Source organism: Streptomyces sp. NBC_00887 (assembly GCF_045207585.1).
This window is the reverse complement of sequence record NZ_CP108788.1, coordinates 7,759,588-7,774,018: the sequence shown is the minus strand read 5'-3', so window position 1 is coordinate 7,774,018 and position 14,431 is coordinate 7,759,588. Positions and strand designations below refer to the sequence as shown.

General features: G+C 70.8%; 10 protein-coding genes. 6 read left to right on the top strand and 4 right to left on the bottom strand.

Annotated features, from left to right (window positions below):
* The first annotated feature begins 186 nt into the window (after positions 1 to 186).
* Together OG844_RS35440 and OG844_RS35435 are read left to right on the top strand one after the other, a co-directional pair.
* Positions 187 to 1,455, top strand: a complete 1,269-nt coding sequence (locus tag OG844_RS35440; RefSeq protein ID WP_406389560.1) for a sensor histidine kinase — start codon at positions 187 to 189, stop codon at positions 1,453 to 1,455.
* Positions 1,440 to 2,087 (top strand): response regulator transcription factor, encoded by a 648-nt coding sequence (locus OG844_RS35435; RefSeq protein ID WP_351176050.1) that lies wholly within the window; start codon positions 1,440 to 1,442, stop codon positions 2,085 to 2,087. The genes OG844_RS35440 and OG844_RS35435 overlap by 16 nt, the downstream gene beginning before the upstream one ends.
* A 54-nt stretch (positions 2,088 to 2,141) precedes the next feature.
* Here the strand turns inward: OG844_RS35435 and OG844_RS35430 are convergent, their stop codons facing one another.
* Positions 2,142 to 2,624, bottom strand: coding sequence for a MarR family winged helix-turn-helix transcriptional regulator (locus OG844_RS35430; RefSeq protein WP_406389561.1), 483 nt, complete (start codon positions 2,622 to 2,624; stop codon positions 2,142 to 2,144).
* Between the two features lie 69 nt (positions 2,625 to 2,693).
* Between OG844_RS35430 and OG844_RS35425 the strand changes: the two genes are divergently transcribed.
* Positions 2,694 to 3,248, top strand: coding sequence for a carboxymuconolactone decarboxylase family protein (locus OG844_RS35425; RefSeq protein WP_406389562.1), 555 nt, complete (start codon positions 2,694 to 2,696; stop codon positions 3,246 to 3,248).
* Between the two features lie 137 nt (positions 3,249 to 3,385).
* The gene (locus OG844_RS35420; RefSeq protein WP_406389563.1) at positions 3,386 to 4,930 is read left to right on the top strand and encodes a DUF1996 domain-containing protein; all 1,545 of its coding nucleotides are present in this window, start codon (positions 3,386 to 3,388) and stop codon (positions 4,928 to 4,930) included.
* Positions 4,931 to 4,991: 61 nt separating this feature from the next.
* Here OG844_RS35420 and OG844_RS35415 read toward each other — a convergent pair whose 3' ends face one another.
* Entirely contained in the window at positions 4,992 to 5,474 is a 483-nt protein-coding gene (locus OG844_RS35415; protein WP_406389564.1) for a hypothetical protein, read from the bottom strand.
* Between the two features lie 146 nt (positions 5,475 to 5,620).
* On the opposite strand from OG844_RS35415, the gene OG844_RS35410 reads away from it, so the two are divergent.
* Both OG844_RS35410 and OG844_RS35405 read left to right on the top strand, forming a co-directional pair.
* Positions 5,621 to 7,579 carry a hypothetical protein gene (locus tag OG844_RS35410; protein WP_406389565.1) on the top strand — a complete coding sequence of 653 codons (1,959 nt, stop codon included), beginning with the start codon at positions 5,621 to 5,623 and terminating at the stop codon, positions 7,577 to 7,579.
* Positions 7,580 to 7,613: 34 nt separating this feature from the next.
* A complete protein-coding gene (locus tag OG844_RS35405; RefSeq protein ID WP_406389566.1) occupies positions 7,614 to 8,336 on the top strand; it encodes a TetR/AcrR family transcriptional regulator in 723 nt (240 codons plus the stop codon).
* A 234-nt stretch (positions 8,337 to 8,570) separates the two neighbouring features.
* On the opposite strand, the gene OG844_RS35400 is transcribed toward OG844_RS35405, so the two are convergent.
* Together OG844_RS35400 and pulA are read right to left on the bottom strand one after the other, a co-directional pair.
* The gene (locus tag OG844_RS35400) at positions 8,571 to 8,921 is read right to left on the bottom strand and encodes a 5-carboxymethyl-2-hydroxymuconate Delta-isomerase (RefSeq protein ID WP_406389567.1); all 351 of its coding nucleotides are present in this window, start codon (positions 8,919 to 8,921) and stop codon (positions 8,571 to 8,573) included.
* Positions 8,922 to 9,110: 189 nt separating this feature from the next.
* Positions 9,111 to 14,423 (bottom strand): pullulanase-type alpha-1,6-glucosidase, encoded by a 5,313-nt coding sequence (gene pulA, locus OG844_RS35395; RefSeq protein WP_406389568.1) that lies wholly within the window; start codon positions 14,421 to 14,423, stop codon positions 9,111 to 9,113.
* Positions 14,424 to 14,431 lie beyond the last annotated feature (8 nt).

Here is a 14,431-nt window from a genome sequence, read left to right as displayed (position 1 = left end):
CTAGGAACACGAGGTCCGCCGCCCCAGCCGCCGAAGCCCCCACTCGTGGAGCCGTAGGACCAGGTGGTGAGGGTGGTGCTGGGTACACCCCCACCGGGTGGTGGAACGGCTGACGGTCCTCACGGGATGCGGGCGAGACTGGTGTGCGAACGGGATCCGACCGGGCCCCGGCGAGGGGAGAGCACGATGTACGCGTCACGCAGCCGGATCAGGGGCTCGATGCTTGCGGCCGGGCGGTCGTTCGTCCTGGGGTTCGCAGCGACGGCCGGGTCGATCACGCTCTTCGTGCTGTCGGTGCTCTCCATCGCCTTCGTCCTGCTGGGCATCGGGCTGATCACCACCCCGTATGTGCTGCATCTGGTGCGCAGGCACGCCAACCAGCGCCGGCTCCTCGCGGTGACCTGGTCCGACGTCCGCATCCCGGTCCCCTACCGGCGGTTCCCGCCGGACCTGCGCTCCGGCTTCACCGGACAGGTCGAGCGGACCCTGTTCATGCTGAAGGACCCGGCGACCTGGCGGGACCTGCGGTGGCTGCTGGTCGACATGACAGCCGGCTACGTGCTGCTGGCCGTGTCCTTCGCGCTGATGGTCTACCCGGTGGAGGGCCTCGTCCTGGCGGCGGGCCTGTGGCGGGTGTTCGAGGACAGCACGTACTGGTACGGATTCGTGCCGGTCAGCAGCCAGGCGACGGGGCTGGCGGCCGCGGCGCTGGGCATCGCGATCTTCCACCTCGGCCTGTGGGCGAGCCGGCCGCTGCTGCGTCTGCACTTCGTCCTCGCCCGGTCGGTGCTGGCGCCCACGCACGAGCAGGAGATGGCTCTGCGGATCGACCGGCTCACCGAGACCCGGCACGAGGCCGTGGACACGGCCGCGTCCGAACTGCGGCGCATCGAGCGGGACCTGCACGACGGGGCGCAGGCCAGGCTGGTCGCCATGGGCATGAATCTGGGCACCATCGAGGCACTCGTCGAGAAGGACCCGGCGCAGGCGAAGAAGCTGCTGGCGATGGCCCGCGCGTCCTCCGCGGAGGCCCTCACGGAGCTGCGCGATCTCGTACGGGGCATCCACCCGCCGGTCCTCGCCGAACGAGGGCTCGGGGACGCGGTGAAGGCCCTGGCCCTGCGGCTGCCCGTCGAGTCCGAGGTGAACGTGGAGCTCGTGGGGCGGGCCGAGGCTCCCGTCGAGTCCGCCGCGTACTTCGCGGTCAGCGAGGCCCTCACCAACGCGGTGAAGCACTCGGGCGCCGAACGCATCTGGGTGGACATGCACCACGCCGAGGGAATGTTGCGGATCTCCGTCACGGACAGCGGCAGGGGCGGCGCGGCGGTCGGAACCGGCTCGGGACTGAGCGGAATCGAACGCCGACTGGGTACATTCGACGGCGTACTGGCCGTCAGCAGCCCTGCGGGCGGCCCCACCATGGTGACCATGGAGATCCCTTGCGCGTTGTCCTAGCCGAAGATCTCTTCCTGCTCCGCGACGGCCTGGTGCGCATGCTCGAGGCCTACGACTTCGAGATCGCGGCAGCCGTGGAGACCGGGCCCGAACTGAGCAGGGCCCTGGCCGAGTTGGAGCCGGACGTCGCCGTCGTCGATGTCCGGCTCCCGCCGTCGCACACGGACGAGGGCCTGCAGTGCGCGCTGGCCGCCCGCCGCAGTCGGCCGGGCCTGCCGGTCCTGGTGCTGTCGCAGCACGTGGAGCAGTTGTACGCGCGGGAGTTGCTGGCCGACGGCAACGGCGGCATCGGCTACCTCCTGAAGGACCGGGTCTTCGACGCGGACCAGTTCATCGACGCGGTCCGCCGGGTGGCGGCGGGCGGCACGGCGATGGATCCGCAGGTCATCTCGCAGCTGTTGTCGCGGCGGTCCCAGGACAAGCCGATCGGCGGGCTCACTCCCCGGGAGCGCGAGGTCATGGAGCTGATGGCGCAGGGCCGTTCGAACGCGGCGATCGCGGGGCAGATGGTGATCACGGAGCGGGCGGTGGCCAAGCACACCTCGAACATCTTCGGAAAGCTCGGCCTGCCGCCGTCGGACGACGACAACCGCCGGGTTCTCGCGGTGCTCGCCTATCTGGACCGCGGCTGACCCCGCCCCGCGACCGCGCGAACCGACCGCGCGAACCGACCTGCCGCCGGCTGCTCAGCCCGCGAACCACCTCTCCGCGTCCAGCCGGAACGCGTTCGCCGGTGCCATGGTGCGCAGGTCGGCCTCCAGCGCCCGCACCCGCTCGGCGCCCAGCGCCCGGACCCACTCGGCGCGGAGCCGGTCGAATCCCTCGGCGGACCTGGCCAGCATGTCGATGCCGCGCGCGGTGAGCCTGACCAGCTTGCGCCGGCCGTCCTCGGGATCGTCGACCCGTTCCACGTATCCGAGGCCCTCCAGCTTCTCGACGGTCTTGCCCGCGGCCTGCTTGGAGACCCCCAGCCGCCGGCCGATCTCGCTGGCGCTCGCCCCGTCGCGCCCGACTGCCTGGAGTGCGAAGCCGTAGGCGGGACGTACGTCCGGGTGTCCGTGCGCGGCCAGCCCGTGGTGCAACTCGTCGATGATCGAACGGAATCCGGCGAACAGCAATATCGGCAGTTCGAAACCGGCTCCCGCCCTCTCCTCCTCCGGCTCAGCCATTGCGCACTTCGACAACCTGGTTTACCTTTTCGTCAATCACATTGTCGAGTTTACCGCGAGAGGACCGCCATGCCCGTACCCTCGTTCCCCGACCACACCCTCCACTCCGCACCGCCCGCCGCCCGGCGCACGATGGAGGCCGTGGCGAAGAAGCAGGGAGGCCACCTCCCGTCCGCCGTCGCCCGACTCGCCACCTCGCCGGAGCTGCTCGACGGTTTCCTCCAGGCGAGCGCGACCTTCGAGGCGAGCACGCTGGATCCGCTGGCGCGCGAGGTCGTCGTCATGACGATGGCAACCCGCAACGCGTGCCACATCTGCGTGGCCATGCACACGGCGAGGCTCACAGCACTCGACGCCGCCCCGGAACTCATCACGGCCCTGCGCGCCGCCGAGCCGCAGACCCTGCCGGACGAACGACTGGAAGGCGTACGCCGGTTCACCCTCGCCGTCCTCGCGACGGCCGGCGCGGTCGGCGAGGACGCGCTGCAGGACTTCCTGTCGCTGGGCCACACCCCCCGCAATGCCCTGGAAGTGGTCCTCGGCATCGGCGCCTACACGATGTCGACGCTGGCCAACCGGATGACGGGAGCACCGGTGGATGACCGATTGGCCGCCTTCGCCTGAGAGTCGAGTATGGACCGTTCCGGGTGTTCGGGTCGATTTGGGCATGGAGATTCCCACGAATTCCACAGTGTTCTGAACGGGCCGGGTGCCCGCTCCGTATGGGACGTCACGCTTCTCCCTCGAAGCAGAGGAGTTCCATGGGACGCACATCGCGCAAGAAACGTTCGACACTCGCCAACCGGGCGATTGTCGCTTCGGTCGCTCTCGTTCTGGGCGGAGGTGGGTTGGTCGCCGTCAATGTCTACGCAAGCGCGGGAGAAGGGTCGTGGGGCTCACCCCCCGACCGCACCCGGAACGCCGGCCGGCAGATGTCCACCATCGACTGCCCCGACGCGGGAATCGCCCTCCCCGACGTGCCCGAACAGGCACGCCCGGAGGTCGACCGCGAACTCGCGGCAATGGATACACAGATCACTGACGCCTACAGGCAATTCGCGGACCGGAAGGAGCAGATCGCACAGGACCCGAACCTTGCCGAGAATTCGGTGCTCGGCCCGCTGAAGAACAAGCGGGCAGCCAGTCTCGACCGGATCGGCATCGCCATCGAACGCAATGCGGCGCAGCGGCCGCAGGGTCTGAACGGCCTCGCGCCGTGCAGTCTGCGCGCCGATGACGACGACGACCAGGGCGGCGGCCAGGGGGGCGAGGACGGCGCGGACCAGGGTCAGGACGGCGGCCAGGACGGCGGCCAGGACCAGGGCGGCGGCGACCAGGGAGCCGATCAAGGGGCCGACCAGGGTCAGGACGGTGGCCAGGACGGCGGCGACGACCAGGGCGGGGACGGCGGCCAGCAAGGGAATGGCCCCGAAGCCTCCGACTTTGTCGACATCCAGTCCATCGAGCCCAATGTCGACAGGCCCCGAAACCGCCGGGGCGCCTCCCGCGGTACGTTCACCACCGACTGCGGTCGGAACGAGAACGGCAAATTCAACCCTGACAACGTCATTGCCGCACCCGGAGTGAGCAACGGTGCTCACCACATGCACGATTACGTCGGAAATCAGGCCACGGATGCCTTCTCCAGCGATGACGATCTGGCCGGCGGTGAATCGACCTGCCGTAATCAGGGCGACAAATCCACGTACTACTGGCCGGTCCTGCGCCTGCAGAACGGACAGGACGAGAACGACGTGGGCGCCGACGGCGGCGGCAAGGACCAGAACATCGGAGAGATTCAGACCCCGTCGCAGGTCACGCTGAAATTCGTGGGTTCCCCGGCCGGGAAGGTCACGGCAATGCCGCGCTTCCTGCGGATCATCACCGGTGACGCCAAGGCATTCGTCAACGGCGACGCCAACGCCAACGCGTCCTGGAGCTGCACCGGATTCGAGGACAGGCAGCTCAAGGACAAGTATCCGATCTGCCCGGAAGGCAGTCAGGTGGTGCGTTCCTTCGCCTTCCAGAGCTGCTGGGACGGCCAGAACACCGACAGTGCGAACCACCGCACCCACGTGGCGTTCGCCCAGGACGACGGGCGGTGCCCGAACGGCTTCCGGGCCATTCCGCAACTGGTGCAGCGCATCGTGTACGACGTGCCGCCGGGCCCCGGCTTCGCCGTCGACTCCTTCCCGGAGCAGCTGCACAAGCCCGTCACCGATCACGGTGACTTCATCAACGTGTTCGACGACCAGCTGATGAAGAAGGTGGTGAGCTGCGTCAACGGCGGGCGCAAGTGCCGCTGACGCGGCCCTGACGCCCCCGTTCCCCCCACACGCAGCGGCACCTCCCCCCGTTCCTGCGCGGTCAGCTCCCGTGGTGACCGGAGTGCCCGCCCTCGCTCCCCCCATTGCCACTGCTCCCCGAGTGGTGAGGCGAGGCGGTCTCCACAGTCCCCCCGAGCCGGCCGCGCAGTGCTGCGACCACCTCCGCGTCACCGACCGCGACCCACCTGCGGCCGACCAGGTACGAACCGCCGTAGTCGTTGGCCTCGTTGATCCACTCCCGCTGGCCGCGGTCGGTGGCGAAGGTGGCCAGCACATAACGCCCGTCACCGGTGGTGCAGTTGGCCTGCCGGATCTCCTGGGCGTCGGTCTGCAGGTTCGGCTCGCAGCGCGCCTTCGTCGCCAGCTGCTCCAACGTCCCGGTCGCGGTCGGCGGCACGGCAGGCTTGTCGTCGCCGTCCGCTCCCTCGCCGCAGGCGGCAAGCAGGGCAAGCCCCGCAAGTACGGCCGCTGCGGCCCGGGGGCCCCGGCCTCGTCCTCGTCGCCACTCAAGCTGCTTCACCATCCGGCCATCGTGCCCCGGTGTCCCCTCCCGGTGCGGCGGAACTACGGATTGCGGCCAAGGGCTCAACTGCGTGCGACGGCCGGCCGGGGCGTGCGCCCCCGGGCGTACCGGAGTGACCATCGCACCATTCGCTCGTTCTGCTGAATGTGCCCCCACTACGAGCAGTACCGTCGTCCGCCGGCCGCCCCTGCGCGGAACAGGCCGATACGGATCGGGCCGAGGCCGCACTCGTCGAGCACTACGCGCGGCTGGTCAGGATCGGATATCTCGTGCTGCCGCCCTCGTTCGGCCGCAACCGCCGGGTACTGACGGCACACTGGCTCGCCCAGCGCTCCCTGCCCCGGTCACGCAGCGCGCCGCCTGAGGCGGCTCTTCCGGGGCCGCGCCATGCTGCCGGAGCCGACTCGGCCGAGCGGGGTTACGCATATCTGCGGCTCCGGGTGGTGCGCTCCGCGCTGGAGGCGGGACAGCCGCTGCGGCGGTTCGCCCGGCCCCGGCGCGTGCAGCTGCCGCCCCTGCTGCCGCAGGCGTGGGGACTGCGGCTCTTCCCGCACTCCTGCGGTGCCGAGGAACTGGCCCTGGAGCAGTCCCTGGCCGAGGTCTCGGGACCCTGCCGGGCCGCCCATGTGCTGCGCGGCCTCGAAGGGCTCGCGGACGCGGAGGTGTGCCGGGTCCTCGGTGCGGCGGGGGTCGCCGACCCCCCGGCCGCCCTGCTGGAGGCGGACAGGCTCGCGGGGTCCCCCGCACTGCTCGCCTCGCCCGAGTTCGACCCGTGCTCCCTGCAGGCCCGTCCGACGGATCTGCCGCGCCGCCGACGGCGCGGGCGGGCCGTCGCGGCCGGGCTCGGCGCGCTGCTGGTGTGCGGGACGCTGCTGCTGATGCCGGGCGACGGCCTGGGCCCGGGCTCCGCCTCCGCGCCGCCCCACACCCGTGGCGCCGCCGCCGAACAGGCTCTGGATCCGGCCGCTGTGCGGCGGGTGCCCGCCGGGTTCTGGCGGAGCTCGGCCCGCAGGGACTTCACGGCCTGGCCGGCCCGGGGCGACCGGACCGATGACACCCGGCTGCTGGGCCGCGCCCTCGCCACCTGGGCGCGCCCGGGCCGTGCGGTGGCCTCGTCGGCGACACCCGGGACACCTGTCGGCCCGCCCATGGGCCCCCCGCAACTCCTGTACGCGGGCGAGGTCGACGCGGCGGCGGTGGTGTTGTTCCACGACGGGCTGCGGATCGTGCGTTACGCCGAGCCGCGCAACGCCGATCCGGCCGGGGGTGCCGCGCTCGACTTCGCCCGGGTGGACGGCGCCGACTCGGTGACCGCGGGCGCCCTCGTCGTGCAGCGCCGCAAGGGCCGGATCCGCTATCTGACGGCGCCCTGGGTGCGTGAGGCCGCCGTACGGGATCTGCTCGCGCCGCACGGCGCCGCGCGGCCCCTGCGCCGCGACCGGCACGGGGTGACGGCTGCGCTGACCGGCCCCGCGGCCTCGGCGGGCTGCCACTCCTGGGACGCCCTGGAGGTGCGGGAGGGCACAGCGGTCCGGTTGTTGTCGGATCTCGGCGAGCTGACACCGGTCCGCCTCACCTCGGGTGCGCCGTCGGCCCCGCACGATGTGTCGGGCCGGTCCGAACGGGAGAGCTGGGCGCGCACCGCCTGTCTGCTGCCGGCCGTGCGCTCGCGCGGGGTCCGGTCGGTGAACTCCTGGCCGTACGCGAAACAGCCGCTGCCCGAGGGCGAGGGGGCCGCCCTGTGGCTCTGCACCCGGGCGGAGACCTGGCGGGGCACGGGCAGCAGGGTGCTGGCCCAGTTCCAGGCGCCGCCCGGGCCTTCGGGCGGAACCGGTACGCCGGGCGCGGTCGCGGCGCGATCCGAGGACTCCCCCGACTGCGGAGTGCGCCGACCGCAGGTTCTCGCGGGCGTGCTGTGGAAGTCGGACGGCGGGCGCTGGTACGTACTCGCGGCCGGTTCCCGGCAGTTCGCGTCCCTGTCCGCGACGGGCGGGGTCAGGGGCCGGGCGGACGGGCGTCTGCTGGCTGTGCGGGCCCGGGCGGGCGACCGGGCGCGGCTCGACGGGGTGTTGACGGACGGCAGCCGGGTGAGGGCCCTGCGCTGAGCGGGCGTGGTCCGGCCCCCGTTAGGCTGTGGGTATGACGACCGGAGTGCGGCGCAGGATGGGCGTCGACGAGCGCAGGCAGCAGTTGATCGGCGTCGCGCTGGAGTTGTTCAGCCACCGCTCCCCCGACGACGTGTCGATCGACGAGATCGCGGCTGCGGCCGGCATCTCGCGTCCGCTCGTCTACCACTACTTCCCCGGCAAGCAGAGCCTGTACGAGGCGGCGCTGGGGCGTGCCGCCGACGAGTTGGCCGGCCGTTTCCTGGAGGCGCACGAAGGGCCCCTGGGGGCAAGGCTGCTGCGGGTGATGGGCCGGTTCTTCGACTTCGTCGAGGAGCACGGGCCGGGCTTCGCCGCGCTGATGCGGGGCGGCCCGGCAGGCGGCTCGTCGACGGCCGACGTCCTGATCGACGGGGTGCGGCAGGCGGCGTACGAGCAGATCATCGCCCACCTCGGCGTCAAGGTCCCGCCCGCCCGGCTCGAGCTCGTGGTGCGGTCCTGGGTGTCGCTGGCCGAGTCGACGGCCCTGCTCTGGCTGGACGGGCGGCGCATTCCGCGTGCCGAACTGGAGTTGCAGCTGGTGCACGACTTCGCGGCACTGGCCGCGGTGAGCGCCGCGTACGACCAGGAGATGGCGGGCATCATGCTGCGGGTGTTCGCGCAGGAGCCGGCGGACGGCCCCTTCGGAGATCTCCTGACGCGTCTCTCCGTCCTGGCGCCCGCCGCACCCGCCGTCCCGCCGCAGCGGCAGCCCTAGGGTCTTTCGTTCGGATCAGGCCGGATCAGGGAGCGGGGTCCGGTGCGTGCCGCCGCAAGGCGGAGGAGGGAGCCCACGCGATGGGGTCTCCCCTGCTCGAGCGAAGCCGAGAGCTCGGGGAGGTCGGCGACCGACGACAACGCCGGAGGGGGTCCCCCCTGGCCCTTAAGGCCTTGGGGGAGCGTGCACCGGACCCCGCGAGCCCGGCATGATCCGAACGAAAGGCCTTAGGCCCTAACCCTTGCGGTAGGACGCATCCAGGTCCCGGACCTCTGCCGAGACGTGGACGGTGAGGCCGTCGACGGGCTTCAGGTGTCCGGCCAGCAGCTCCAGAACGGCTTCCGTCAGCTGTGCCTTGATCTCGGGGGTGCGGCCGGGCAGCATCGCGATCGAGACGTTCACGATGGTGTCGCCCGTCGCGGCGTCGCCGACGACGGAGTCCTCGGCCCGGCGGAACCGGGTCTTGCAGGCGGCAACCTTGGTGGACACGGTCTCGGCGACGAGCGGGTGCAGAGCCAGCGCGAAGCCGCGGCGGTCGAAGGTGTCGTCGAGCTCGGCGGAGTAGTCGACGGTGATCTGCGGCATCAAGCGCTCCTGATTGCGAGTGCGGGCGTGTACGCATACATGTACAGCGTGCACGGACGTGTACGCCTTCAGCTTCGCGTGATCGGGCCATCCGCACAAGGGAATCCCCGTGGAACGGGACCGGCCGGCCTCCTGCTCCGCGCCGATGGGGGCGCGGAGCCGGAGACCGGCCAGGGGGAAGCGGGGGCGTCAGCGCTGGGAGAACACGGCGACCGTGCGTCCCGGGACGGTGAAGCTGCCCGACTTCCCTTCGTACGAGGACTTCTTGACCTCGGCGTCCGCGCCCGCCGCCTGGACGTGGTGCAGCGCGTACGCCTTGCCGGCCAGCTCGGGGATGTCCTGGCTCTGCGTACCCGGGGTGGCGTTCATGACGACGAGCAGCTTGCCCAGGCGCATCGTGATCACCCCGGGTGTCTCGTCCTTCCCGGAGAGCGGGAAGGACAGAGCGCCCTGTACCTGTTCGGTGGTGGCGAGGTCGAACTCCTTCTCGGTGGTGCGGATGGTGAGCAGGTCCTGGTACGCGGCGGAGGCGCCGGTGATCTGTGCGCACCCGGGGGTGAGCGCGGAAGCGGTCAGCAGCGGCTTCCCGTAGGCCCACTTGTCCTTGTTGTCGGCGGCGGGCGGAAGTCCGCGGCCGAAGCCGTTGCCCTCGCGGCAGTCCCAGTGCAGCGCGTTGAACCAGTCGCCGCTGTCGTACGAGTTGCGGTCGAGCGACTTGGAGCGCAGCAGGTCGGTGCCGGCCTGGGAGAGCGACGGGCCCTGCGAGAGTGCGGCGGTCGCCATCGCGAGGACCTGCATGCGGGCCCGGTCGGCGGCCGGGGTGTCCGCGGGGAGCTTGAAGGCGAGGGCGTCGTACAGCGACTCGTTGTCGTGGGCGTCGGCGTAGGCGAGCGCGTCGCCGGGCACCGCCGCGTATCCGGCGGGGGCCCCGTTGTAGTCGACGGCCGAGCCCTTGACCGTGCGGCCCTGGGTGTCGGTGAAGGTGTAGTCGGCGAGGTTGCCGGTCAGGCCGACCTTGATCAGGTCCTGGTAGTGGAGCAGCCGGGCCTTCTGCTCGGCTTCGGTGCCGTTGGCGGGTGAGGTGTTGGGGTCGGTGTAGAGGCCGGAGGCGAAGCCCTGGACACGGGGGTCCTCGTCGAAGGGGCCGCCGCCGCGAACGGCGTCGCGGGCCCGGTCGGAGAAGGTGGCGATGCCGGTGCCGGCCATGTTCTTCTGCGTGGCCTGGACGAAGCGGGCGTCATCGGCGATCTCGCCGAAGTTCCAGCCCTCGCCGTACAGGATGATCTTCTTCCCGTCGACACCGTCCTCGGCGACGGTCAGCTCGTCGAGTGCCTTGCGGACCGCGAGGATGTTGGCCTTCGGGTGGTGTCCCATGAGGTCGAAGCGGAAGCCGTCGACCTTGTACTCCTTGGCCCACGTGACGATCGAGTCGACGACGAGCTTGCCCATCATCGTGTTCTCGGGCGCGGTGTTGGCGCAGCACGTCGAGGTGGCGACGGTGCCGTCCTCCAGGAGCCGCTGGTAGTAGCCGGGCACGATCCGGTCGAGTACGGACTTGTCGTCCTGGCCGGAGGCGACGGTGTGGTTGTAGACGACGTCCATGACGGTCCGAAGGCCGGCGCCGTTGAGCCCCTGCACCATCTGCCGGAACTCGACGGTGCGCTTCGTACCGTCGGGGTCGGAGGCGTAACTGCCCTCGGGGACCGTGTAGTGCAGCGGGTCGTAGCCCCAGTTGAAGCCGTCCTTGGCCGCGGCCTTCGCCACGCAGGCCTGCTGCTCCTCGGAGTCGGGGGCGTACACGGACAGGTCGCAGGCGGGCTTGTCCTCGTCGGACTTCTTCTCCGGGATGGTCCCGATGTCGAAGGCGGGCAGCAGGTGGACGTAGCCGGTGCCGGAGTCCGCGAGTTCCTTGAGGTGCTTCATCCCGTCGGAGCGGGTGTCGGTGAAGGCCAGGTACTCGCCGGGGTGCTTCGACGTCCCGTCCGCGATCGAGAAGTCGCGGATGTGCAGTTCCTGGATCTGGGCGTCGCGCAGCGGGGCCGCGGCGGGCTTCCTCAGGCCGGACCAGCCGCTCGGGGCCAGCTTCGGGTCGTCGAGGTCGACGACGAGGCTGCGGGCGGAGTCGGCGGTCAGAGCGGTGGAGTAGGGGTCGGTGACCTTGTTGGTGACCATCTTCTGGACGGTGGGCGCCCAGACGTCCACGGCGTACCGGTAGGGCTTGCCGTTCCAGCTCCTGTTCCCGGTGACCGACCAGACGCCGGTGCGGTCGTCGCGCCGCATCGGGACGCTCTTGCCGTCGAGTTCGAGCGAGACCTTGACTGCGGTGGGTGCCCAGACGGAGAGCGTGGGGCTGCCCTTGCGGAACACCGGGCCGAGGTCGGCACCACTGGCGGCGTTCCCGTACAGGCCGTCCAGGATTCCGGCGGTCTGCACCCCGGTGGCGGCGAGCAGGGCACCGTTGGCGGCGCGCTGGGTGGCGACGAGCTGGCCGCGCAGGGACTCCCGGACCCGGTCCCGGTCGCGGACGTCGACGGTGAAGGCCGGGTAGTCCCTGAGGTGCGGGTACTTCGCCTTCTGCGCGTCGGTGAGCTCGGCGGAGTTGAGCCGGAGCCACTGGCCCTCGTCGGTCAGGGCGCCGTCGACGACGGAGATCCCGCCGTTCTTCGCGTACACGAGCTGCTGACTGGTGGCGTCGGTGGCCTTCACCTTCCAGACGACGGTGTCCGCGTCGATCCACTGGGCCTCGGCCTTGGTGAGGTCGGGCGTGGGCGCGCCACCGGTCTGGGGCAGCAGGTAGCCGGGCTTCCCGCCGAGCATCCAGACCTCGTGTCCGTACGAGGCGATGTCCAGGGACTGGTCGCTGGGGAGATCCTTCTCGTCGCCCTTGTGGAGGATGTAGCTGAGCGAGGTGGCACCGTCGGTGAGCGGCACCTCGTAGGTGGCTCCGTAGGCGTCGGTCTTCACGGGCAGCAGGGGCTTGGCCCAGTCCGTGGGCGCGGCGGCCCCGGTCCAGGTGTGCAGGCCCCAGCCGTCGTAGTTGCCGTCGGCGCGATGGTAGTGCAGGACGGCCTTGGAGGTGTCCTGCGGCGGGTTGGCTCCGTCGGGCGCCTCGGTGGCCTGCCCGTCCTTGCCCTGCTCGACCCAGACCTGGCCGGTCTTCGCGAGGTCGACGGTGCGCTCGGGCCCGTCGGCGGTGCCGGCCTTCTCGACCGTGTACGGGACCGACGATGTGCCCTCGGCGAGGTCGATCCAGGCGAAGGCGCCGTAGGCGTCGCGTCCGATGAAGTCGGCGGTGCTGTCGCCGGACTTCAGCTGCCATCCCTCGTAGTCGCCGTCCGCGCGCTTGTAGTGGACGACGACCTGGTCGCGCTCGACGGCGACCGGCTTGGGCGCGGGCGGTGCCTGTCCGGCGGTCGTCGTGGCGAGGGCGCTCGCGGTGCGGCCGGCGCGGTCGACGACCACGGCCTTGTAGCGCAGCGGGGTCCCGGCCTCGACCGAGTCGTCCAGGTGCTGGGTGACCTTGTACGGCGCGTGGTCGGCGGAGCCGAGGGTGCGCCACTTCCCGTTGCCGGTCTGTGCGGCGAACACGACCCGGTTGAGCCTGCCGCCGTCCACGTCCGCGGTGATCTCGACGGTGCCGGTGGCTCCGGCGGCCGGGGCCTTCAGGGTGAGTGAGGGCTTGGTGGCCGGGGCGCCCACCGGCTTGTCGGCGCGGAGCACGATGCTGGAGAGCGCGGGAACCGTGACGCTGATCGTCTTGTCGCTGCCGCTGCGGACCGTTGCGGAACCGCCGTACAGCGTACGGAAGTTCATGCCGGCCGACCCGGTGGCGAGCTCGACGGTCTTCGCCTCGCCACCGTTGTTGGTGGCGACGACGTACTCGTACGGCCGCTTGGTGTCGGTACGCGAGAACGCGTACACGGACCCTTCCGCGTACCGCTCGGTCTGGGTTCCGTCACGCAGCGCCGGGTGTTCCCGGGTGAGCTCGGACAGGGCCGCTATGGACCGGTAGATCGGGTGCCGGGTGTCGTACGCGGCGGAGGCGTGCGTGCGGTCGGTGCCCAGCTGGTCGTCGTCGAGGTAGTCGGCGGTCTTCGAGGCGAAGAGCGTCTGGCGGGCGTCCTTGTCGCCGCCCGCTCCGGTGAAGCCCTGCTCGTCGCCGTAGTAGATCACCGGGTTGCCGCGGCCGAGGAACATCAGTTCGTTGGCGAGGCGCGCGCGGTCGAGGAGTTCGGCGTCGGAGGCCTTCGGGTTGTCCTGCTTCAGGAAGGTGCCGATCCGGCCCATGTCGTGGTTGCCGAGGAACGTCACCTGCTCGTAGGCGTTGGCCTTGTCCGTGGTGTAGCGGTAGTCGTCTCCGTAGACCGCGGCGAGCTTCGAGGCGGGGGCACCCTGGGAGGCGTACTGGCGGGCGGCTTCCTGGAAGGGGAAGTCGAGCGTCGAGTCGAGCCGGCCCCTGGTGACGTAGGGCGAGGTGATGGCGGTGTCGGCGGAGTAGACCTCGCCGAACATGAAGAAGTCGTCACGGCCGTGCTTCGCCGCGTAGTCGTCGAGGGCGGTGGCCCACTGGGTCCAGAAGTCGAGGTCGACGTGCTTGACGGTGTCGATGCGGAAGCCGTCGATGTCGAAGTCGCGGACCCACTTCTCGTAGATCTTCTCCATGCCGGACACGACCTCGGGGCGCTCGGTCCACAGGTCGTCGAGGCCGGAGAAGTCGCCGTACTCGGTGGACTCGCCCGCGTAGGTCGAATCGCCCCGGTTGTGGTACATCGTGGTGTCGTTGAGCCAGGACGGGACCTTCTTGCCGGTGTTCGCCGGCGTGTACGGGAAGGAGTCCTCGTCGGTCTTCGCGACGCCCTGGGTGTCGTCGAAGGGGCGGCCGTCCTCGTCGAGGTACGGGAAGGCGCCCTTGGGCTTGTAGCCGTACTTCTTCTCGGCGTAGTCGACGGTGTCGGCGGTGTGGTTGGTGATGACGTCGAAGAAGACCTTGATGCCCTTGCCGTGGGCCTTGTCGATGAGCTTCGTCAGGTCGGCGTTGGTGCCGAAGTGCGGGTCGACCTGGGTGAAGTCGGTGATCCAGTAGCCGTGGTAGCCGGCCGAGGCGTTGTCGCCGGTGCCCTGGACGGGGCGGTTCTTGAAGATCGGGGCGAGCCAGATGGCGGTGGTGCCGAGGCCCTTGATGTAGTCGAGCCTGTCGGCGAGCCCCTTGAGGTCGCCGCCCTGGTAGAAGCCCTTGTCCGCGGGGTCGTAGCCGGTCTCCAGCCGTGAGCCGGTCAGCCCGCCGCGGTCGTTGGAGGTGTCGCCGTTGGCGAACCGGTCGGGCATCACGAAGTAGAACTGCTCACGGGTCAGGTCGTGCCTGGCCGGCTCCTTGGCGAGCGCGGCGTCCGAGGGCGGGGCCGGGGGTCTGGGTGCGGCGGCTGCGGTGGCCGCCGGTACGACGGGCAGCAGCGCCGCGCACAGTGCGGCAACGGCCCCCCGCCGGAGGGTGGTTCGGGACACGGGCGGGT

Bases quoted from the DNA above. Each gene is read 5' to 3' on its own strand.
- OG844_RS35440 (WP_406389560.1), top strand. From the start codon at position 187: ATGTACGCGTCACGCAGCCGGATCAGGGGCTCGATGCTTGCGGCCGGG.
- OG844_RS35405 (WP_406389566.1), top strand. From the start codon at position 7,614: ATGACGACCGGAGTGCGGCGCAGGATGGGCGTCGACGAGCGCAGGCAG.
- OG844_RS35400 (WP_406389567.1), bottom strand. From the start codon at position 8,921: ATGCCGCAGATCACCGTCGACTACTCCGCCGAGCTCGACGACACCTTC.
- OG844_RS35430 (WP_406389561.1), bottom strand. From the start codon at position 2,624: ATGGCTGAGCCGGAGGAGGAGAGGGCGGGAGCCGGTTTCGAACTGCCG.
- OG844_RS35415 (WP_406389564.1), bottom strand. From the start codon at position 5,474: ATGGTGAAGCAGCTTGAGTGGCGACGAGGACGAGGCCGGGGCCCCCGG.
- OG844_RS35420 (WP_406389563.1), top strand. From the start codon at position 3,386: ATGGGACGCACATCGCGCAAGAAACGTTCGACACTCGCCAACCGGGCG.
- OG844_RS35425 (WP_406389562.1), top strand. From the start codon at position 2,694: ATGCCCGTACCCTCGTTCCCCGACCACACCCTCCACTCCGCACCGCCC.